A 20,964-nucleotide genomic window follows, 5' to 3' on the forward strand; every position below is an offset into this window, starting at 1 on the left:
TAAACTGGCCCGCTAATGATGCAAGGAAGTGCCAATGTCCTACCGCTTTTACGTCGCAGCAGTCCTGTGGTTTGTTTTCACAGGTGCCGGCGCTGAAACCATCTCCTATACCCGCGATGTGCAGCCGATCCTCACTGAGAAGTGCGTGGCCTGTCATGCCTGCTACGACGCACCGTGCCAGTTGAACCTGGGCAGCGCCGAGGGGGTGGCTCGCGGGGCGAGCAAGACCCCGGTGTATGACGGCGGACGTACCGGGGCGGTGGACACCACCCGTTTGTTCCTCGACGCCCATAACCCGTTGGGCTGGCGGCAAAAGGGTTTCTACTCGGTGCTGGATGCCCAGGGCGGCCAGGCCGCGCTGATGTCGCGCATGCTCGAGCTGGGTCAACAGCAGCCGCTGCAGCCCAATGCCAAGCTGCCGGAGAGCATCAAGCTCGGGGTTGAGCGGCCCAACTCCTGCCCGCTGCCAGGCGAGTTCGATACCTATGCCAAGGCCCATGCGCTGGAAGGCATGCCGATGGGCGTGACCGGCCTGACGCCGACCGAGCTGAGCACCTTGCAACGCTGGCTGGCCGCAGGCGCACCGCTGGACCAGCAGCCACTGCAGGCCAATGACATTGAACTGGCGCAGATCCAGCAGTGGGAAGACCTGCTCAATGCCCCGGGCGCGCGGGAAAGCCTGGTGGCGCGCTGGCTGTATGAGCACCTGTTCCTGGCCCACCTGTATTTCCAGAACGGCGACAACCGCCACTTCTTCCAAGTGGTGCGTTCGCGCTCGCCGAGCGGCCAGGCGGTCGACCCGATCGCCAGCCGCCGCCCGAATGACGACCCCGGCACGCTGTTCTACTACCGCCTGCTGCCGGTGCAGGGCGTGATCGTGCACAAGACCCACATTACTTACCCGCTGAGCGCGCAGAAGCTGGCGCGGGTCAAAGAACTGTTTTATGCCAACGACTGGCAGGTGACGGCCTCGCCCGGTTATGGGCCGCAGCGCCGCGCCAATCCGTTTGAAACCTTCGCGGCGATTCCGGCGCGGGCGCGTTACCAGTTCATGCTGGAGAACGCCGAATACTTTGTGCAGACCTTTATCCGTGGCCCGGTGTGCCGCGGGCAGATCGCCACCGACGTGATTCGCGACAACTTCTGGGTGATGTTCCAGGACCCCGATCACGACCTGTACATCACCGACCCCAACTACCGCGGCCAGGTCGCCGAGCAATTGGCGTTGCCTGGGCAGCTCGACGACCTCGGCGCCACCCTGGGTCTGTGGCGCACCTACCGCGACAAGCGCAACGAATACGAAGAGGCGCGCCAGGATGCCTACGCCGATGCGCCAGCGCCGAGCTGGTCGCATATCTGGGCCGGCAACGACAACGCGGTGCTGTCGATCTTCCGCCACTTCGACAGCGCCACGGTGAAGAAGGGCCTGATCGGTGAGGTGCCGCAAACCCTGTGGTGGATGGACTATCCGCTGCTGGAGCGCACCTACTACCAACTGGTGGTCAACTTCGACGTGTTCGGCAACGTCTCCCATCAGGCGCAGACGCGGCTGTATTTCGACTTGATCCGTAACGGCGCCGAGCAGAACTTTTTGCGCCTGATGCCACCGGATGCCCGCGCCGCGATCCTTGATGATTGGTACCAGAACAGCGGCAAGCTGAAGATGTGGATGGACTACCAGGACATCGACGACGACAGCCCCACCGGCCTCAAACTGCCGGACGCGGCGGCCAAGAGCGTATTTGCCCAGCAACTGCTGGAGCGCTATGCCGGCTTCAACATGCGCCCGGACCCGATCAACCGCTGCGTGAGTGGCAACTGCTACCGGCGCAACTTCCCCAAACCGCAGCAAGATGCCGAGCAGGCCCTAAGCCGTCTGACCAACAAGCCGGCGGCCGGCCTCAAGGTGATTCAGCAATTGCCGGAAGCGACCCTGCTGCGGGTGGAAGAGGGCGACGGCAGCGTGGATGTCTACAGCCTGCTGCGTAACCGTGCCCACAGCAACGTGGCGTTCATGATGGGCGAAAGCCTGCGTTACCAACCAGGGCTGGACACCTTGACCGTGTACCCGGGGGTGATGAGCAGCTACCCCAACTTTATGTTCAGCATGCCAGTGGCGCAGGTGCCCGAGTTTGTTGCGGCCATGGAACAAGCCAAGGATGCGCCGGCCTTCGAGGCGCTGGTGCAGCGCTGGGGTGTGCGCCGCAGCCACCCGGATTTCTGGCGCTACTTCCATGATCTGGACCGCTATATCCAACGTACCGAGCCGGTGGAAGCAGGTGTTCTCGATATGAACCGCTACGAAAACCTCTGATCCCTAGCCCGGTGCTTTTGTGGGAGGGGCTTCAGCCGCGATGCTTTTGATTTTTAAAGGCTCGCGGCTGAAGCCCCTCCCACAATGAGTGCCGTTTTCCGCTCAACTTCCTGTTTGATTTATGGACCTTTTCCAACCCCGCCAGGGTCAACCCTGTAACGCGAGGTGGCGTGCCGTGGTGTCGGTTTGCCACGGGTGCGCTGGATTTGGCGCTGTTGGGCGCGACGGTTGGGAGCAAGGTTCTATGCTGATTTCACTGCAGGCGCTAAGGGCGTTGGCGGCGTGGCTGGTGGTTGGACACCACATCATGCAGGTGTTTTTTGACTTCAAGGCAGAGAGCCCCCTGGGGCAATTTTTTATCGACAAGGGCGCCGTCGGCGTCGACATCTTTTTTATCATCAGCGGCTTTGTGATCTACCTGTCCACCCAGGGCAAGGACATCGCCGCCGGGCGTTTTCTGCTGAACCGGGTGCTGCGCATCGTGCCGGCCTACTGGCTGTTTTCCCTGCTGGCGGCGCTGCTGATCGTCTACGCCCAACCGGTGATGCCGGGGCAGAGTTTCGAGCTGCAACACTTCCTCCTGTCGCTGCTGTTCATTCCGGCGGACAACCCGGCGGGTTACGGCCTGTACCCGACCCTGGCGGTGGGCTGGACCCTCAATTACGAGATGTTCTTCTACCTGCTGTTCGCCCTCGGCTTCAGCGTGCCGGAGCGTTATCGCCTGTGGCTGATCGCCGGCGCGCTGTTTCTGGTCGGTACCGTGGCCACGCGGGAAGACTGGGTGAGCGACTTCTACCGCAACAGCATCGTTTACGAATTCCTCTTTGGCATCATGCTGGGCATGGCCTATCAACGCGGCTGGATCAAGCCGGGGCGCTGGTTGCCGGTGCTGGTGATCGCGCTGTCGCTGCTGACCATCTACCACCTGGACAGCGCCATGCGTGTGCTGCAGTGGGGCGTGCCGAGCTTGCTGATCGTGGCCAGCTGCATTTCCCTGGAAGACCAATTCCGCGGTAACCGGGTGCTGAAGTCGCTGGGCGACTGCTCTTACTCGGTGTACCTGGTGCATGTGCTGGTGCTGTCGCTCGGCTGGTACCTGACCCAGCGCTACGACCTGAACATTTATTGGATGATCGGCGCCTGTATTCCGGCTATCGTGCTCGCCTCTTGGGGCAGCTACGAACTGATCGAGAAGCGCTTTTTCCAGCAGGCCAAGGTCTGGCTGGACACGCCAAACGCGGTCACGAACAGATCGGCTATTCCCGACTGATTTACTAGGGCTTTATTCACAAGCCCCATGGGCGTAAACTGCGCCCATGTTTGCGAGGAGTTGCCATGAGCGCCATCACCATTACTGAAGCTGCCCACGATTATCTAGCCGACCTGCTGAGCAAGCAGAGCACCCCCGGCATCGGCATCCGCGTCTTCATTACCCAGCCGGGTACGCAATACGCCGAAACCTGCATCGCCTACTGCAAGCCAGGCGAAGAAAAACCAGAAGACCACGCCGTCGGGCTGAAAAGCTTTACCGCGTACATCGACGCCTTCAGCGAAGCTTTCCTGGAAGACGCCGTGGTCGACTACGCCACCGACCGCATGGGCGGCCAACTGACCATCAAGGCGCCGAACGCCAAAGTGCCGATGGTCAACGAAGACAGCCCGATCAACGAACGCATCAGCTACTACCTGCAAACCGAGATCAACCCGGGGCTGGCCAGCCACGGCGGCGAAGTGAGCCTGATCGACGTGGTGGAAGACGGCATCGCCGTGCTCAAGTTCGGTGGCGGTTGCCAGGGCTGTGGTCAGGTCGACCTGACCTTGAAAGAAGGCATCGAGAAAACCCTGCTCGAGCGCATCCCGGAACTCAAAGGCGTGCGTGACGTGACTGACCACACCAACAAGGAAAACGCTTACTACTAAGCGCGTTCCAGGTGGGAAAAAGGCGACCTTCGGGTCGCCTTTTTTGTGCCTGCGCAGGAATACCTTTTCCAGGAATCGAGGCTGAACCGGTTGATCTCAGTCTTCCAGCACCACATCCCCCTGTTTCGCCTGCAACCACCACTCAGCCAATCGCGGCACCAACTCACGGCTATCCAGAATCTCGCGCACCTGCTGGCAATACTGTTGCCGCTCAAGATCGTTACCTCCGGGTATTGGAGCCGCGTAATGCGCCACCTTGAGCAGGTACTTGCGCAGCCATTGCGAATCTTCTTTGTCCATTTCCGCAAACGTGCGCTCCCGCTTCGGGGAGTCCAGATACACGGCCCACGCATCCAGGGCGTAATACAGAACGGAGTGGGGATTGATCTGCGGTTCGTGGTCGAGCCACTTGGTCAGTTCGTTGTACATGTAGCCGTTGTGCGAACCGCTGGCGCTGTAAAGCGGCTTGTCGTCGAAACGGAACCTGCGGCTGCATTCGGTTTGCCCGGTCAAAAACTGGTACAGGCGTTTTTCGTCGCCATCAAACGCGTCAATCGCGGCATCGTCCGAAAAATAGGTAAAGGTCGAGCGTTCGGCGTGGTACATCAATTTGCTGGAGTCGCTCAGGCTGTACATCGGCACATTGCGCCCCGGATACGAAAGCAGATGCTCGGTGATGGCACACCAGTTTTCATCGCTGTTGTCGGGGTGCAGCCACAGGCGCAGCACGAGCGGGATCGGGTCATCCAGCTGATCGTTATCCCATTTGGGCTCTTTGGCGCTCAGGTAGTACTGCTCGAACGCCTTCATCTCGCGTTTGGTGTAGAACCCCATGTACTGGATGCGCTGCACCCGCGAAGGCCAACTGGCTTTACGCGCGGCCAGGCCGGCGGCGGTTTGCACATAGCTGGGCAGTGGCGGTATGCGGTCCATTTTCTGGATCTCGGCCAGATGAGGCGCCATAAACGCCTTCTCTTCTGCGGCCGACATTTTCTTCTCTTCTTCAGCGCCGGAATGGGCTAACCACGCCTTGCGCAGCTTTATAAAAGCCGCCTCGGCTTCGACCGGCACATACACCGAGGTGCAGCCATCGTCGCGGTCGTAGAAATCCACCCAGCGACCCGGCAACTCCCAGCGCTTGGCGGCGCGATTCAGGGCTTTGACGAACTCCGGCGAAAACCAGTCCGAGTCCTCTACGCCCTTGACGCGGATACGCTGCTTTTTGCCGCCGAGCTTGAACAGCAGCAGCGCCGAATCCCAACCGTCGTCGGAGTCGGACTCAACGTCGCTGATCTGAAGATCACCGCCACTGGCGGCCGCATATCCCATCAGCAAGTGCGGGTAGTACCACGACGGCGAACTGCCTTGCTCCATGTTGTGGTTGCAACTGCGCGGGCCAAATAGCTGGTGAACATGGTGCGACGCGGTTTGCTCAAGGTCCGGCGTGGCGAGCCATTGGCCATCGATGGGCAACTGATATTGCTCGGCCAACGCTGCTGCGCGCTTGAGCATGGCGCGGTTGGTCTTGGCTAACTCGGTGCCGGCATCGGGCGCCGCTTCGGCGTCGACGGCAACTGTGGCATCTGCCACGGCCTCGCCACCGGCCAAACGTGCGAGTGCTTCGGCCTCTTCCATCACCTGAACGCCAAGGGCGGCGGCCTTGCTGGTCTTGTCGGCGCCAGGCTTGCTGCCCGATACCAGCAAGGTGGTTTTACCGTTTACGGATTTCTGAATTGTGCCGCCTTGCTCGCTGATCAGCTCTTCCAACTGCGGGCGGGTGTAGCCGTTGAACGTGCCGGTCACCACCACATACTGATCAACAAAACCCGAAGACCGATCCGTAGGCATAACGATTCATCCTTGAAGAAAGAGCGGGGATCATAGCGCCGCTCTTTACGCCGCCGCCACTGGGCGCTTTGTAGGGTGTGCTCCACGCACCAAGCGATTCTCTGGAGAACGCAACGGTGCGCGAAGCACACCCTACGTCGAGGTCATGGCGCCCCGTCGCGCCGGCCACAACATCAGCAACGCGATCGCCACCAATGGCAGCACGCCAATATTGATCGCCGCCCATCCCAGCCCGGTGATCAACGCCCCGGAGGCAAACGACGCACATGCCGCCACCGAGCTATTGACCATCTCCATCAACCCCTGCGCCTGACCGCGCTCTGTCGGTGCATGCCCTTCGGCCAGCAGTGTGGTGCCGGCGATCAGCGCCAGATTCCAGCCCAGGCCGAGCAGAAACGAGCTGAGCAGAAAATGCGTATGGCTCAGCCCGCCCAGGGCCACCACGGCGCTGGCCAACAGAATGCTGCCGCCGAGAACGGCCACCCGGCGGCTGCCGAGGCGGTCGACCAAGGGCCCCGCAACAAAGGCGGGGAGGAACATGCCGAGCATGTGCCACTGGATCACTTCGGCGCTGCTGGCCAGGTCAAAGCCGCAAAAACTCATGGCCAGGGGCGTGGCGTTCATCACCAGTATCATCAGGCCATGGCCGATGGCGGTGGTGGCAATCGCGGCGCGCACCAGCGGCCGGCTTAGTAGCTCACGCATCGCCGCCAACCCGGCTTTGCCTGGAGCCGGCGCGGCGCCTTCGCGCAGTTGGCTGACCAGCAGCAAACCAGCGGCGGCCAGCGCCGCAATCATCAGATAAGCACCTACATACGGCGTGCTCAGCGCGCTGCGTGACCACAGCGCCAGGCTCGGCGCGAGCAACGCCGCCAACACGCCGCCGCCAATCACATAGGCAGTGGCGCGACCTTTCTGGCGCTCATCAACCGCTTCCAGGGCGGCAAAGCGGTAATACATCGCCGAGGCCTGGTAGGCGCCGATGGGCAGGGCACCGAGGCAGAACAGGCTGAAGTCGCCGAGTTCCACTCCCAAGGCACACACCAGCCCACCGACGACCCCACAACCGGCGCCGAGCATCAACCCCGGCCGACGCCCGTGGCGCTGCATAAACAGCGACAACGGCTGCACCGCCAGCAGGTTGCCGAGCACCAGCAAGGCCAGCGGCAGGGTGGCCAGCACATTGCTTGGCGCCAACTGCAGGCCCACCAGCGAGGTGAGGGTGATGCCGATCAGCGAGCAGGACCAATACAGGGCCTGGCCGCCAAACAGCAGGCGAACGGAAGCATTGCGTAGCAGCAACATGGTGCGACCTCGGGAAGATGAAGGGGCTTAGCTGGCCTGTTGGCAGCCCGCGGGTTTCAGTACCCGCTCGGTGGAAGCCGGGTTGTTCGCCAGCTTGTTGGCTGGCCGGCGCGGGCGTTGCAGCAGCTCGCCACCGCAGTTAGGGCAGCCACTGGCAGCCAGGTGGGTTTCGGCGCAGTCGACGCAGAAGGTGCATTCGAAGGTGCAGATGCGCGCGTCCACCGAGTCGGGCGGCAGGTCGCGGTCGCAGCATTCGCAGTTGGGGCGTAGTTCGAGCATGGTGGCGTCCTTTTCGTTGGCGTCTTTATGGCGTTGGGTTCAGCAAAAGCGTTGGGCGTATTCCTGCGGGCTTACCGCCAGGTGTTTGTGGAAGGTGCGGCGCAGGTTTTCCGGATGGCCGAAGCCGGTCAGGCGGGCGACGGTGCTGATCGATGCCTGGGCGTCTTGCAGCAGCGTGCGGGCCGCTTCCAGGCGCAGGCGTTCGACATAACGCCCCGGGCCCATGCCGAGCTCCTGGGTGAATACCCGCGACAGCGTGCGCGGGGTCAGCTTGGCCTGTTGCGCCAAGGCTTCCAGCGACAAGTCTTCGCCCAGATTCGCCGGCAGCCAATCCAGCAGCGCCGCCAGGCGCGGCACACGACTGGGTTCCGGGGTGAGCAGGGCACTGAACTGGGTCTGGCCGCCGGGGCGGCGCAGGAACATCACCAGCCGCCGCGCCACGCTCAAGGCCATGGCGCGGCCGAGGTCGGCTTCGACCAACGCCAGGGCCAGGTCGATGCCGGCGGTGACGCCGGCCGAGGTGAATACGTGGCTGTCGCCGTCCTGGTCGCGCGGGTCGAAGGTGTGCAGGCGATCGCTTTCGATCAGCACGGTGGGGAAGCGGCAGCGCAGCTCATCAACGTCGGCCCAGTGGGTGGTGGCCTGGCGGCCATCGAGCACGCCAGCGGCGGCGAGCACCAAGGCCCCGGAGCAGATCGAGCCCAGGCGTCGCACCTGCGGTTCGGCGCGGTGCAGCCAGGCCAGCAGCTCGAGGTCTTCCATCTGCGCATCGACGCCCAGGCCGCCGGGCACCAACAAGGTGTCCAGGCGCGCCAGGTCCAGCTCGCGCCAGCTGCGGTCAACGCACAAACGCATGCCGGCCGAGGTGGCCACCGGCTGCAAATCGGCGCCGACCAGCAGCAGCTCATAGAAGGGTGGCAGGCCCTGACGGCCACGTTCGACGTTGGCCGAAGCAAACACCTGCATCGGCCCGGTAACGTCCAGGCTCATCACCTGCGGGTAGACCAGGCAGGCGACCGTGCGCGGGTGCTCCAGAGGAAGGGGTTTGGCCATGGGCAGGGCACCTCGGTAAACGATGGTGCCATTCTGTCGCGCGTGGGCGCTGGCAACAATGACAATAAGCCCACAGATCTTGCCATTTGGATGGCCAATGCAATCAGTGCAGTTGTTCCAGGAACCGCATCAGCGTCACTTCTTCTTCGCGCAGCCCTTTGCGGGTGCGCGGTTTGCCCAGGCCGGCCAACTCGCCGGCAATAAAACTCTCCAGCACCGCCGGGTGCACGTAGCACTTGCGGCAGATGGCCGGGGTATTGCCGAGCTGGCTGGCGACGGATTTGATCACTTCGTTGATCAGGCGTTTCTGCTCGGTTGCCGAGCGTTCTTCCACCGGTAATTGGCGGAGTTGGTCCAGCGCCAGGGCAGTGCCGGCCCAGGTGCGGTAGTCCTTGGCGGTGAAGTCGTCGCCGCTGTGTTCCTGCAGGTACAGGTTGATGTCCGAGGAGGTCACCACGCGGCGCTGCTGGTCGTCGTCCAGGTACTGGAACAGGTGCTGGCCGGGCAATTCCCGGCAGCGGCGGATGATCCGCGCCAGCCGGGGGTGCTGCAGGCTGACCTGGTGCTCGATGCCGCTCTTGCCGCGAAAATGAAAGCGGATGCCGGCGCCTTTCACCTCGACATGGCGATTGCGCAGGGTGGTGAGGCCAAAGGATTTATTGTCCCGCGCGTACTGGCTGTTGCCGACGCGGATCAGGGTCGAGTCGAGCAACGCCACCACGGTGGCTACCACCTTGTCGTGGCCCAACCCCGGCAGCTGCAAATGCTCCTCCATGCGCGTGCGCAGCTTGGGCAGGGCGCGGCCGAACTCCAGTAGACGTTCGTACTTGTCGGCGTCACGAACCTCGCGCCAGCGCGGGTGATAGCGGTACTGCTTGCGGCCCCGAGCATCGCGGCCGGTGGCTTGCAGGTGGCCCTTGGAGTCGGGGCAGATCCACACGTCCTGGTAGGCCGGCGGTATTGCCAGTTTGTTGATGCGCTGCACTTCATCCGGGTCGTTAATGCGCTCGCCCTGCAGGTCGAAGTAGGCAAACTTGCCGCGCAGTTTGCGCCGGCGAAAGCCGGGCTGGCGGTCGTCGACATAGTGCAGGTCCGGGGGCAGCGCCGGGCAGAGCAGGGTGCCGGTGTCGCAGCCTTCGTCGCTGGGCAACGGGCGCTTGCCCTTGGCCAGCGGCAGCACTTGCGGTTTGATCGCGCTGGTCATGCGGGGCCCTGCCTCTGGCTGGTGATTGCCTCGCTCCATTCCTCGTGTTCACAGCGCTGGCAGGTGCCGCTTGCGCCAGCCTGCATCGACACCGTTTCGCCGCACCAGGTGCAGGCGTACAAACCGGTCGTGGGCACCTGGCGGTATTGCTGACGCAGCGGGCTGGGCAGCACTGATAGGCCGGGGCGAACAGCGTCTTTCGCTTGGAAATACAGGCTGACATCGCCGTTCACTTCCATGATGCCGATGCGCACCTGGCCCAGGTGCTCCACGCCTTTTTGCCGCAGCTCCATAAAGAACTCGTCGGTGGAAATGTTCTTGCTCGCCAGGGCCGGTACATCGCACACACCGTCTTCGATGATCACCGCCGGTTTGCCCTCCAGCCAGTCGCCAAAACGCGGCAGGCGTTCCATCGCGTAGGTGGTGAAGCGGTAGAGCAGCAGCAGGGTGGCGAACACCACCACGATCGGCAGCAGCGGTACGTCGTCGTAGAAGGTCACATCGCCGGCGGCTGAGCCCAGGGTGAGGATCACCACCAGCTCGAACAATGACAGCTGGCGCACGCCGCGGCGCCCGGAAATTTTCAGAAAGCTGAACACCACCAGGTAAGCGAACAGCGTGCGCACGGTCACTTCGAACAGAAAGGGCAGCGGCAGTTTGTCGATCAGCATCCGCTGCCAATCGAAGGCGGTCATGGCGATGGGCTCAACGGGTAAAGCATGGGAGACGTCCTGCCTGTCTGGGTTGTAGAAGGTAGACGGCGGGGCGCTGGGGAGGTTCGGAGTATTTGCGCGCTGCACAAATACCAGCCGCAGAAACGACAACGGGCAGCTCGAAGGCTGCCCGCTGGGGTGGTGCTGAACGTGCGCTTAGGCGGTCATCTGCCAAGGCTCAAGGTCGTAACCTTGCTGGTTCAACTCGGCCCGCGATTGTTTCAGCAGGCGCTCCAGCTCGGCTGGGTTGGTGAACGCGCTGGGGGAAACCTGGTTACGGCCCAGCAGGCGGGTATTGGTGCGGTCGACGACAGAAAAGTTGACTTCGCCGGTGCCATCTTGAGGCGCCCAGGCTACGCACTGGAAAGGTTGAAAAGCACGGTGAGCGATCAACAAGGCTTCGTTAACACGGAGCGGGGTGTTCATGGGGTTGTTTCTCCGATGGGTCCCAAACAGTAAGCGGCCGCTGGAGCGAGTCTTCGCTACTGGGGCCTTCATGGTGTTGATGGCCGCACCTGACCCTGGAGTCACAAAGAAGTCGCTGAAACGAAGAAAAAAGTCGCAAAACTGATAAAAGAGCCAGGTTTTTCAACAAAAAGCCCCGGCTGGCGGGGCTTTTAAGGATGACACGCAGCCCTTGTGGGAGGGGCTTCAGCCGCGAGCTTTTGATTTTAAGAGCTCGCGGCTAAAGCCCCTCCCACAGAGAACTGCGGCTATTGCGGGTTATTGCGCTCATGCCGATACGCGCTCACCGCTTCATACACGGCTTTGCGCAAGCGGTTGATACCACCCAGCGGGCGGTGTTCCGGCAGGGCGTGCCAGGGGTTGAACGACTGGTTGTCGCAGGCGATGGTCTGTTCGGTGCTGTCGAAATCCTGCGCCGGCACTTTGATGGTGGCCACGGTTTCGAACGGCGAAATGGCTTGGCTCCACTCGATACTGGTGTCTTCCAGCGGCATGTAGTGGTCGGGGTTCTGGCGCTGCACTTGCAACTCGAAACAGGCCGGCACGCGGTCCAGCGACAACTGCTGATACAGGGCGTCATGCAGGAAGTTGGGCATGTCGGTGTTCACCGCCGGCAGGGTGTACGCCGGGCAGCGCTCCGGTGCTGGCACCACGCGGTACTTGATGTTGTGTGGGCCGAATTTGAATGGCGCCACTGAGTCGTAAGTGGTTGCTACCGGGCTGTCGGGCGCCGGCGCCAGGGTTTTCAGGGCGATGGTCAGGTGGCGAACCTGCCAGGTGCGCGGATCGAGGCTGGGGAAGAACGCGCCGATTTGTTTGCCATCGGCCTGGGCCTTGAAGTTGCTCTGGTATTCGGCCACATCGCTGACGAAAAACGACGGGTGATTGAACATCACAAAGTCCTGCTCACCGGCCACGGCAGGCGAGCTCATCAGCTTGGCGCCCGGCACGTCGAACAGCTTGATCGCCATGCCCCGGGCATCACGCACGCGGTCGAACTGCGGGTAGGCATTGCCGTTGGACAAACGCATCAACGCCTGCCAGGTTTTGCCCGGCTCGCTGAAGACGCCCTGGCGCAACTCGCCATTGAGTTCCGGCAACACCGTGACCTCGGCCTTCACGCAGCCATGGGCCTTGGCGTGGGCGTCACGCAGCACGCGGGTCTGGTCTTTGTGTTGCTCCACCACGCGGATGGCGTCTTCGATAATGCCGCGGGTCATCGCCGCTTCGCCGGGCGGAATCTGCTCCTCCGCAGACACCGGGCCAGAGAACTTCCACGCGTAATACAGCTCGGCTATGCCCCAGCCACCCAGGCCGACCACCGCCAGAAACAACACCAATTTGCCAAGCAAGCGGCCCAGCCACAGCCAGAAGCGTTTAAGCATGAAGCGAATCCTTTTTGTTGTATCCGGGCTCCCGTAGGAGCGGCTTCAGCCGCGATGCTGTTTACGCTCAAGAGCATCGCGGCTGCAGCCGCTCCTCCACGGGAGGGAAGTGTTTTATCCCTGGCAGCTCGGCCCTGGGCTCCACGGCGCCGGGGTAATCGGCTGCAGTTGGTTTTCCAGGGAGGCGTTGCCCAGCACCTTGAGGTACTCAATCAGCGCCAGGCGTTCATTCGGTTGCAGGCCACGGCCGATCACCCCTTGCTGGCGGCAGCCGTCACGGAATTCATGGCCCTGATTGCTGTTGCCGGTGACGCTGGTTTTGAACAGGAAACCGCCGTCGAACTTCTCGCTGCGATAGCCCGCACGCTCCGGGTCGTATTCATGGTTGCCGACCCAGAATTCGCTGCGCCGCTCGTACACCGGCGACAGCAACTCGAACAGGGTGGGCACCGAACCGTTGTGCAGGAAGGGCGGGGTGGCCCAAATGCCGTCCAGCGGCCGCGCCTTGTAGCCGCGCTTTTCCTGCACGCCGATGGGCAGGCCGTAGCCATCCATCTTCCAGCGCTCTTCACCGTTGATACCGGCGTCCTGGTAGGCGCGGTTCTCTACATAAGCAGTGACATAGGCCAGGCCCTTGGCGCTGGAAATGCTGCGGAAATTCAGGTCTTCCAGCTTGCCGTCAAACAGCTTCACGCCGAGCTTGCTCAACTGCTCCTTGCTCCAGCCCAGCTTGCTGATGTTGAAGCGGTGATCGGCAATGTTGTCGGCCGTGGTCGGGTCGGTGCCAACGATGCTCACCGGCACAATGCGCATATGCCATTCCGGGTCGCGGGTCGGCGCCAGGCGTTTGTCCGGCGCTTTCGGGTCTGGCGCGTGGCAGTAAGCGCAGTTCTCCTGATACAGCGCCCGGCCACGGCTGGCCAACTCCAGGTTGACCTTACCCAGCACCGGCTCTGGCCAGGCCGGCGGCTTGAGCTGCTTGAGGGTTTCTTCCAGGGTATAGAGGTCGCGCACGCGCACGCTGGAGGCATAACGCTCGGCTTCCGGCACGCGGCCCTGGTTGTCTTCGAACAGCTTAACCGTGGCGCCAACGCCCAGGGCTTCACCGATGTTGCGCGCCATCGGCTGCATCGCCGAACCGTTCCACTGCACCCAATCGAACTTCCAGATATCCCACAGCTGCGGGTAGCTGACCGGTGCGTTGCCGACCCGGTAGTTGCTTGGGTCAATGGCATCGCCAAACACACTGTTGGCAATACGGCCGAACGCATCGGTACGGCCAAAGCCTTCTTCAGTGGGGTATAGGCCGCGGTGGGTGTCGTTCCAGGCCTGCGACAGAATGCGGTTGAGCGTCACTTTGAGGTCCGTGCGCAACTGGTCGCGGCCTTCCGGGTACTTGTCGCCCAACACGTTCTTGGCGAAGCGGGTGAACTTCAGCGGGTTGTAATAAGTGAACGCCAGGCTCATGCCCAACGCCTGACCAAAACTGCCGCCCTTCAAGGTCGGCACCGTGGACGCCAACGAATGCAGCGCCGCACCACCATCGATACGCACCGACTGCCCTTTGAAGCGCAGCTCACCGGTGTGGCAAGCGGCGCAGCTGATATCCAGCAACTGCGCGCCGGTTTCATCTTCCACATGGCGAGCAAAACCCACCGGCAGGTTGCCCGGGTTCAAGGTCGTCGGTTGTTGATTGGGCTCGGTGAGAAAACCGAAGCGGGCGAGGTAGTCCGGCGCGGCGAACCTGTCCTCGGAAAACGGCAACTCCAGCGCCGTGAACCACTCATAGCGCAGGCCCTTCACTTCGGTGCCCTGCGGCGTGTAGTAGTAAGTCTGCCGCGCCTCCGGAGTCCACTGCTCCAGATAGTGCAACTGACTGGGGGGCTCATAGGCCGGCAAGTTGGGATTGGCGATGTAATACAACACCACGGCGAGCAGCGCCAAAACGGCGAGCAGCACCAGAAGCAAAACCCGCTTCACAACTCTCATGGGAACAATCCTTGTGCATTTTTTGTTGGCTGAGCGTTTATGCCCTGCAATTACAGGAATGGCAAGACGCTAATCACCTAATGTTCTTATGGGCATCGGGAACTTTTCTTATAGGGCAATGGCGCTCCTTATAAGAAAAGCATCCAAGTGCCGTCAAAAAACTTGCTACCGTTCAGTCAGGGCTCGAAAACGCTTGTTTTTAATCGGAAAAAATATAAAGCCGCCAGGGAGCAGAACGCCATGCTCGACATGCTCGATAGCCACGACACCCCACCACCCCTCGCCACCCTGGACGACTACAAACGCAACGCCGAGCGCCAAGCCCTGAGCGACGCCCTGGCACGCTACGGCACCAACATGAGCGTGGCGGCGAGAATGCTCGGCATTTCGCGGCCGACGTTTTATCGGTTGTTGCATAAGCATCGGTTGCGGTGAGGGCACCCGGCACTACGCCGGAAATAGCGCCCAGGCTTCAGCCATGTGGACCTGCGACTATGCCGGCAGACGCGCCAATCTGACCGCCCGCCAATGCGCCGCTAATGCCGCGAACGGCCCCGCCGACCGTGCCGATGGCAGTGCCAACTTTCATGCCCGTTCGAAGTGAAGCGATCCGCCTGGAAAGGCAACAAGGACACTGCAATGACATGGTTTGAGCACCATGGTGGGTAGATTCAGTGCAGTGATATATGGCTGAGATTTTTTGGAGCAGATATGCAGTTGTGAGGCAGGAAGCGGCCAGAAAAATGAACCGCCCCAGGTTTTCTAGACACTTTCCAGGCTCTGTAAATAATGCTTTTCAAACTTTACCGGCGACAGCTGATTGTTGAAATCATGCCAGCTAAAAGGGGACGGACTGAGTCCCCCTCCCATGCGCGGTCGGCAAGTCTACTTACAACTTACCTTTGCTGGCCTTAATCAACGCCTGCGCCATTTCACTGAGGATCTGCACCACCGCCGTTTCGTGGGCTTTGTCGACGAAGGCGTCGCAGCCGGTCAGGCGTTGGACGTAGAGCATCAGGTCGGCGGCGCGTTCGAGGGCGTCTTCTATGGGCACTCCGGCGTTGACGGAGAACAGCGGAACGCTGTCGAGGGTGTCGAAGGGTTGCTGGGTGGTTACTGCTGTATTCCCTTTCATGGTCGTGACTCCAGTCGGTGAGGGACCACCACCCACTGGAGGGTGGTAGTTGCACGTGGGTTGATCGACCGGAGAAAACAGCATTAGCGGTTAAAAAGCCGGCACACCAGAAGGTGTCCCACGCGCAACTGCCATAACTGCAGGCATCCAAAGCGCCTGCTTTTATAGCAGACGCTCGCGTCCGCAAATGCCGTTTCGTTTCCGGCGATCAAACCGGATCACTGAAACTTCAGCGACGGCGAACTTTAGGTGGGGGCTTTGAGCGTTGGCTGTCGGCTGGGGCGGGTGCGGGCGAGGGGTGGTGCTTACGCGGCTGGGGGAATTCGGGAAGACATGATCGGAATGCCACCCAGCCGCTCCTACTGGGTATGGGAGCGGCGGGAGGTTCAGCCGTTGCATGCTTTCAGAAACGCTATATGGCAACTGACGCCGCGAATCAGCTATGTGCACACAGCTGCGCTGCACTCAGCAGTGCGCCTTTGTCTTGCCAGGCGTCGCGTTGATGGGCGCTGAAATGGTTCACGCCATCTTGTTCAGTCACTTCGACGATACCGCTGGCCAGTTGTGGATCGGCGCTGCTGGTGAGCAGTTGGCTCTGGTCTTTGTTGGTGGAGGTGAATACACGTTTGCTGTAGCTGACGCTGCCGCTCACGCATTCCAAATAACTCGCGCGGTCTTTGTTGGTGATGCCGCTGTAGCTGTCGTGGCTCAGGCGCACGTCATCGGCGTAGGCGGTTCCAGCGAGGCCGGTCAGGGCGAGGAGGGCAAATGCCAGGGCGCCTAACAGAGTGCGGACGTGTTTCAGGTGGGTTGAGGTGGTCATGGGTCAGTACCTTTTGCTGGTCTCTGGGGGCGGCGGTTATCCGCGTGGCCGTGCCCGAAGTTTCAACGTGGATCGCCAGTCGTACCATTCGATTCGGCTGATAGTGGACTTTTGAGGCAGTGATGGCGGGTGGTGCGTGACGCACAGGCCGATGCGTACGAAGTGATGAGGGCGGGATGAGCCGCGATGGGTGTCGCCGTTGGCTCGACCCATCCCGCGTGGGCTTGGGTTGGCGCTTAGAACCACGCCCTCACGCCCAGCACCAGCCGCGCCTCACCATCATCTTCTTCCGCCTCGGTATTGCCGTGGGCTTTGTTCCAGGTCAGGCCTACATACGGGGCAATTTCCGGGCGCAGTTGATAGCGCAGACGCAAGCCAAGTTCGGTGTTGCCAAGGCCTGAGCCCACTTCACGCTGCGGGTCGTTTTTGCCGTAGAAGTTGGCCTCGGCCAAGGGCTGGAGGACCAGGCGGTTGGTGAGCAGCAGGTCGTATTCGGCTTTCAGGCGCAGGGCGCTTTGGCCTGCTTCGCCGAGGTAGGCGGTGGCTTCGGTTTCCAGGCCGTAGAGCGGGGTGCCTTGAATGCCAAGGGCGGCCCAGGTTTGCGGGTTGCCGGGTTTGAAGTCCTGGCGAGCGCCTAGCACTACGTCCCACCAGGGGCTGATGGCGTGGCCCCAGAGGGCTTGCAGCTCGGCTTTGTCGGTGTGGCCGTCGGTGCGTTCGCCTTCGCTGCGTAGCCACAGGCGGTCGATATTGCCCCCCAGCCAGGCGTCGATGTCCCAGGCCAGGGTGTTGCCGGCGTCGAGGTTTTGCCATTCCAGGCGATCGATCAGCAGGTAGCTGTTGAGCGCTTGGTCGTGGCTGGCGTGGCCATTGTGTAAGGGTGGAAAGGCGGCTTGGCGGTCGGCGTCGGTAATGGGCGGGATGGGTGTGCGGCTTTCTGTTGCGGCGGGCAGCGGTGTGCTGCCTGCGCTCATGTCGTGGTTCATGCCCTCAGGGGCCATAGCGCCGTGGTCCATGGCGCCCATGTCCATGCCCGGCATGCTCATGCCACTGTGCTGGGAGTGGTCCATGGTTTCGGCGGCCTGGGCGGTGCTCAGCAGGGTTGCGGCGAGGGCGGCGCAGGTCAGTCGCTTCATGTCGGTTGTCCTTCTTCCACGCGCACTTCGCGCATCATGCCGGCGTCCATGTGCAGCAGCAGGTGGCAGTGGTAGGCCCAGCGGCCGAGGGCGTCGGCGGTGACGCGGTAGCTGCGTTTGCTGCCGGGGGGCATGTCGATGGTGTGTTTGCGCACCTGGAAGTTGCCGTGCTCGTCTTCGAGGTCGCTCCACAGGCCGTGCAGGTGAATGGGGTGGGTCATCATGGTGTCGTTGACCAGGACAATGCGCACCCGCTCGCCGTAGGCCAGGCGAATCGGCTCGGCGGCCGAGAAGGGCACGCCGTCGAACGACCAGGCGAATTTTTCCATGTGGCCGGTCAGGTGCAGTTCCAGGGTGCGGCTGGGGGCGCGGCCGTCGGGGTCGGCGAAGGTGCTGCGCAGGTCGCTGTAGGTGAGTACGCGGCGACCATTGTTGCGCAGGCCCAGGCCGGGGTCGTCGAGTTTGGGGCTGGGGGCCATGGCTTGCATGTCCACCAGCGGGTTGGCGGTTTCGCTGGCGGGGTGTTGTTGCATGTCTGCCATCTGGCTGTGGTCCATGCCGGCCATATCGCCATGGTCCATGCCCATGTCGGCCATGTTCAGTTGTGGCCGTGGGTCGAGGGCTGGCACGGCGGCGCGCAGGCCCTGGCGTACGGCGAGGGTGGCGCAGGCGTAGCCGCTGCGGTCCATGGCCTGGGCGAAGAGGGTGTAGGCCTCGGCGCCTTGGGGCTGGACGAGCACGTCGTAGGTTTCCGCTGGCGCCAGGCGCAGTTCGTCGACGCTGACCGGGTTCACCGGTTGGCCATCGGCGGCGACCACGGTCATTTTCAGGCCGGGAATGCGCAGGTCGAAGTAGCTCATGCTGCTGGCGTTGATCAGGCGCAGGCGCAGGCGTTCGCCGGGTTGGAACAGGCCGGTCCAGTTGGCGTCCGGGGCATGGCCGTTGATCAGGTAGGTGTAGGTCTGGCCGCTGACGTCGGCGATGTCGGTGGGCGTCATGCGCATCTGCGCCCAGTTCAGGCGTTCGTTGAAGGTGGCGCGCCAGCCGTGTTGACCGACGTCGTCGATAAAGTCGCCAAGGGTGCGTTTGTGGCTGTTGTAGTAGTCGGCCTGTTTTTTCAGGGTGCGCAACAGGTGGCTGGGGTTTTCGTCGGTCCAGTCGCTGAGCATCACCACGTAGTCGCGCTCATAGGCGAAGGGCTCGGGCTCGCGCGGTTCGATCACCAGCGGGCCGTAGACACCGGCCTGTTCCTGCATGCCGGAGTGGCTGTGGTACCAGTAGGTGCCGTGCTGTTTGACGGTGAACTGGTAGGTGTACAGGCCGTCCGGGGCTATGCCGTTGAAGCTCAGGCCAGGCACGCCGTCCATGTTGGCCGGCAGCAGAATGCCGTGCCAGTGGATGGAGGCCTCTTCGCGCAGGCGGTTTTTTACCCGAAGGGTCACGGTGTCGCCTTCGCGCCAGCGCAGCAGCGGGCCGGGCAGGCTGCCGTTGACGGTCATTGCGGTGCGCGGCGCGCCGGTGAAGTTCACTGGGGTTTCGCCAATGAACAGATCGAAGTTGCTGCCGCTCAGTACCTGTTGCTGGCCGGGGCTGGTTACTGCCCAGACCGGCGTGCGCCACAGGCCCAGGCCGCCGAGGACGGTGCCGGCGGCCAGGCTTTTGACGAAGGTGCGGCGGGTGCTTTTAGGGGTGAAGGGCATGCATGGATATCCCGATCCAGGGTTAGACGGCGATCTGGCTGGCAAAGCCCAACTGGCTGACGGCTTGGTTGAGGCGCTCGGCGCTGACGCTGCTGACCACGCGAACCTGGCCAGCGCTGCCATCTACTTGCACCTGGGCAGTGGCGTCGAGGGCATGGATGGCGGTGGTGATTTTGCTCACGCAGCTGCTGCAGCCGATGCCGGAAACGTTGAGGGTGATCATGGTTTTTCTCCCTGCTTTAACGAGTGATGGAGGGAGCTTCAGGGTTGTCACCGTGGCAAGGTCAAGTGTGGCGCAACGCCACAGGTTTGCCGGCCAAGGTTGCCCTGGTGAAATTTTTCAGATAATTTTCATGAAATTAATCTTAATAAATTTCACATGCGTGAATTTGGACGGCTCATGTTTCAGCACTCCTCCCAGCACGTTGCCAGTTACTACGCCCACAGCTGTGCCGATTTACTGACCCCACGCCCGTCTCTGCAAGGCGAGCACAGCACCGATATAGTCGTTGTTGGCGCGGGTTTCAGTGGTCTGCACACCGCGTTACGCCTGGCCTTGGCCGGCAAACGGGTAACAGTGGTGGAAGCCAGCTGCGTGGCCTGGGCCGCCAGTGGCCGTAATGGCGGGCAGGCGATTCTCGGTTGGTCGTGCGATATGCCGCCGCTGGAAGCCGCGCTGGGCCTGGAGCGCGCCCGGCGTCTGTGGGACAGCATGCGCTGGGCCGCCCAGGAGCTGCGTGATCTGCCCGGCCGCCACAATTTTGATTGCGACTACCGCGCTGGCCACCTGTGGACCTCGGTGATGCCGCGGCGCAACGCCATCCTCCATGAGTGGCAGCACGAGGCCAGTCACAAATGGGGCCACGACGCCCTGCAATTTATCCCCCGCGAAGCGCTGCCGTATTGGGTGGCCAGCGACCGTTACCAGGCCGGTCTGTACGACCCGGAAGGCGGCCACCTCAATCCGCTGAAACTGGCCCTGGGCCTGGCCGCAGCCATCGAGGCGGCGGGTGGGCGCATTTATGAGCACAGCAAGGCGCTCAGCTACCGCCAGGAAGGCCAGGGTTACGTGCTGAAAACCGAGCAGGGCAGTGTGCGTGCCGATGTGTTGGTGCTGGCCTGCAATGCCTATATCGATGAGCTGGACCCGGCGCTGGCCAAGCGCGTATTGCCGGTGGGCACCTACCAGGTGGCCACCGCACCGCTGGGTGCCGCGCAAGCCAAGGCGTTGCTGCCGACCAATGCCTGCGTCACCGACAACCAGTTTGTGCTCGATTATTTCCGCGTAACGCCCGACCACCGCCTGCTGTTCGGTGGCGGCTGCACCTACCTCGGGGGCATGCCAAACGACATCGCCAGCGCCACCCGGCCTTTCCTGGAACGGGTATTTCCGCAGTTGGCCGGGGTGCCGATCGAGTTCGCTTGGGGCGGCCATATCGACATCACCCTTAAACGCACCCCGGACATCGGCGGCGCCGACAACCGCTACTGGCTGCAAGGCTATTCGGGCCACGGCGTATTGCCGACTCTGGCCGGCGCCCGCGCGGTGAGCGACGCCATTCTCGGCAACGCCGATCTACTGAATTTGTACCAGGGCCTGAACAACCCGGGCTTCCCTGGCGGCCGCTACCTGGCGGCGCCGTTGGAAGCGGTGGGCAAGGCCTGGTACCGCCTGCGCGACAGCATCTGATGGAG

Annotated in this window: 18 protein-coding genes and 1 pseudogene; 5 read left to right on the top strand and 14 right to left on the bottom strand. The window is 62.3% G+C overall.

Features of this window, described 5'->3' with window-relative positions:
* Window positions 1-34 precede the first annotated feature (34 nt).
* The 3 genes from C8K61_RS01435 to nfuA all read left to right on the top strand — a co-directional run bounded on the left by C8K61_RS01435 (window position 35) and on the right by nfuA (window position 4,234).
* Complete coding sequence (locus C8K61_RS01435; protein WP_108094399.1) at window positions 35-2,314, top strand: fatty acid cis/trans isomerase; 2,280 nt, start codon at window positions 35-37, stop codon at window positions 2,312-2,314.
* 244 nt (window positions 2,315-2,558) lie between these two features.
* Complete coding sequence (locus C8K61_RS01440) at window positions 2,559-3,584, top strand: acyltransferase (RefSeq protein ID WP_108094400.1); 1,026 nt, start codon at window positions 2,559-2,561, stop codon at window positions 3,582-3,584.
* A 65-nt stretch (window positions 3,585-3,649) separates the two neighbouring features.
* Window positions 3,650-4,234: a Fe-S biogenesis protein NfuA gene (gene nfuA / locus C8K61_RS01445; protein WP_108094401.1), complete on the top strand. Its 585-nt coding sequence runs from the start codon at window positions 3,650-3,652 to the stop codon at window positions 4,232-4,234.
* Between the two features lie 96 nt (window positions 4,235-4,330).
* Here nfuA and C8K61_RS01450 read toward each other — a convergent pair whose 3' ends face one another.
* From C8K61_RS01450 to C8K61_RS01490, 9 genes are all read right to left on the bottom strand, one after another.
* Window positions 4,331-6,082, bottom strand: coding sequence for a BRCT domain-containing protein (locus C8K61_RS01450; RefSeq protein ID WP_108094402.1), 1,752 nt, complete (start codon window positions 6,080-6,082; stop codon window positions 4,331-4,333).
* 132 nt (window positions 6,083-6,214) lie between these two features.
* Window positions 6,215-7,384 (bottom strand): MFS transporter, encoded by a 1,170-nt coding sequence (locus C8K61_RS01455; RefSeq protein ID WP_256589358.1) that lies wholly within the window; start codon window positions 7,382-7,384, stop codon window positions 6,215-6,217.
* Between the two features lie 30 nt (window positions 7,385-7,414).
* Window positions 7,415-7,666 carry a DUF1272 domain-containing protein gene (locus C8K61_RS01460; RefSeq protein ID WP_108094404.1) on the bottom strand — a complete coding sequence of 84 codons (252 nt, stop codon included), beginning with the start codon at window positions 7,664-7,666 and terminating at the stop codon, window positions 7,415-7,417.
* A gap of 39 nt (window positions 7,667-7,705) precedes the next feature.
* The gene (locus C8K61_RS01465) at window positions 7,706-8,719 is read right to left on the bottom strand and encodes a GlxA family transcriptional regulator (RefSeq protein ID WP_371919957.1); all 1,014 of its coding nucleotides are present in this window, start codon (window positions 8,717-8,719) and stop codon (window positions 7,706-7,708) included.
* 103 nt (window positions 8,720-8,822) lie between these two features.
* Complete coding sequence (locus tag C8K61_RS01470; protein ID WP_178086404.1) at window positions 8,823-9,923, bottom strand: DNA topoisomerase IB; 1,101 nt, start codon at window positions 9,921-9,923, stop codon at window positions 8,823-8,825.
* Entirely contained in the window at window positions 9,920-10,618 is a 699-nt protein-coding gene (locus C8K61_RS01475) for a DUF421 domain-containing protein (protein WP_108094405.1), read from the bottom strand. Before C8K61_RS01475 ends, C8K61_RS01470 begins: the two co-directional genes overlap by 4 nt.
* A 174-nt stretch (window positions 10,619-10,792) precedes the next feature.
* Window positions 10,793-11,062, bottom strand: coding sequence for a hypothetical protein (locus C8K61_RS01480; RefSeq protein WP_108094406.1), 270 nt, complete (start codon window positions 11,060-11,062; stop codon window positions 10,793-10,795).
* Between the two features lie 287 nt (window positions 11,063-11,349).
* Entirely contained in the window at window positions 11,350-12,486 is a 1,137-nt protein-coding gene (locus C8K61_RS01485; protein ID WP_108094407.1) for a catalase family protein, read from the bottom strand.
* Window positions 12,487-12,600: 114 nt separating this feature from the next.
* The gene (locus tag C8K61_RS01490; RefSeq protein WP_108094408.1) at window positions 12,601-14,475 is read right to left on the bottom strand and encodes a cytochrome c; all 1,875 of its coding nucleotides are present in this window, start codon (window positions 14,473-14,475) and stop codon (window positions 12,601-12,603) included.
* Between the two features lie 273 nt (window positions 14,476-14,748).
* On the opposite strand from C8K61_RS01490, the pseudogene C8K61_RS01495 reads away from it, so the two are divergent.
* Window positions 14,749-14,910, top strand: a pseudogene (locus C8K61_RS01495) (helix-turn-helix domain-containing protein); the annotation flags it as partial.
* 454 nt (window positions 14,911-15,364) lie between these two features.
* On the opposite strand, the gene C8K61_RS01500 reads toward C8K61_RS01495, so the two are convergent.
* From C8K61_RS01500 to C8K61_RS01520, 5 genes are all read right to left on the bottom strand, one after another.
* The gene (locus tag C8K61_RS01500; protein WP_158272491.1) at window positions 15,365-15,610 is read right to left on the bottom strand and encodes a DUF3077 domain-containing protein; all 246 of its coding nucleotides are present in this window, start codon (window positions 15,608-15,610) and stop codon (window positions 15,365-15,367) included.
* Between the two features lie 436 nt (window positions 15,611-16,046).
* Entirely contained in the window at window positions 16,047-16,433 is a 387-nt protein-coding gene (locus tag C8K61_RS01505) for a hypothetical protein (protein ID WP_108094411.1), read from the bottom strand.
* A 236-nt stretch (window positions 16,434-16,669) separates the two neighbouring features.
* Window positions 16,670-17,569, bottom strand: coding sequence for a copper resistance protein B (locus C8K61_RS01510; protein WP_108094412.1), 900 nt, complete (start codon window positions 17,567-17,569; stop codon window positions 16,670-16,672).
* Window positions 17,566-19,269, bottom strand: a complete 1,704-nt coding sequence (locus C8K61_RS01515) for a copper resistance system multicopper oxidase (RefSeq protein WP_108094413.1) — start codon at window positions 19,267-19,269, stop codon at window positions 17,566-17,568. The genes C8K61_RS01510 and C8K61_RS01515 overlap by 4 nt, the downstream gene beginning before the upstream one ends.
* Before the next feature lie 22 nt (window positions 19,270-19,291).
* The gene (locus C8K61_RS01520) at window positions 19,292-19,492 is read right to left on the bottom strand and encodes a heavy-metal-associated domain-containing protein (protein ID WP_108094414.1); all 201 of its coding nucleotides are present in this window, start codon (window positions 19,490-19,492) and stop codon (window positions 19,292-19,294) included.
* Window positions 19,493-19,669: 177 nt separating this feature from the next.
* On the opposite strand from C8K61_RS01520, the gene C8K61_RS01525 reads away from it, so the two are divergent.
* Window positions 19,670-20,959 carry an FAD-binding oxidoreductase gene (locus C8K61_RS01525; protein ID WP_108094415.1) on the top strand — a complete coding sequence of 430 codons (1,290 nt, stop codon included), beginning with the start codon at window positions 19,670-19,672 and terminating at the stop codon, window positions 20,957-20,959.
* Window positions 20,960-20,964 lie beyond the last annotated feature (5 nt).

Origin of the sequence: Pseudomonas sp. GV071 (genome assembly GCF_003050835.1) — a bacterium.
Taxonomy (GTDB): Bacteria; Pseudomonadota; Gammaproteobacteria; order Pseudomonadales; family Pseudomonadaceae; genus Aquipseudomonas.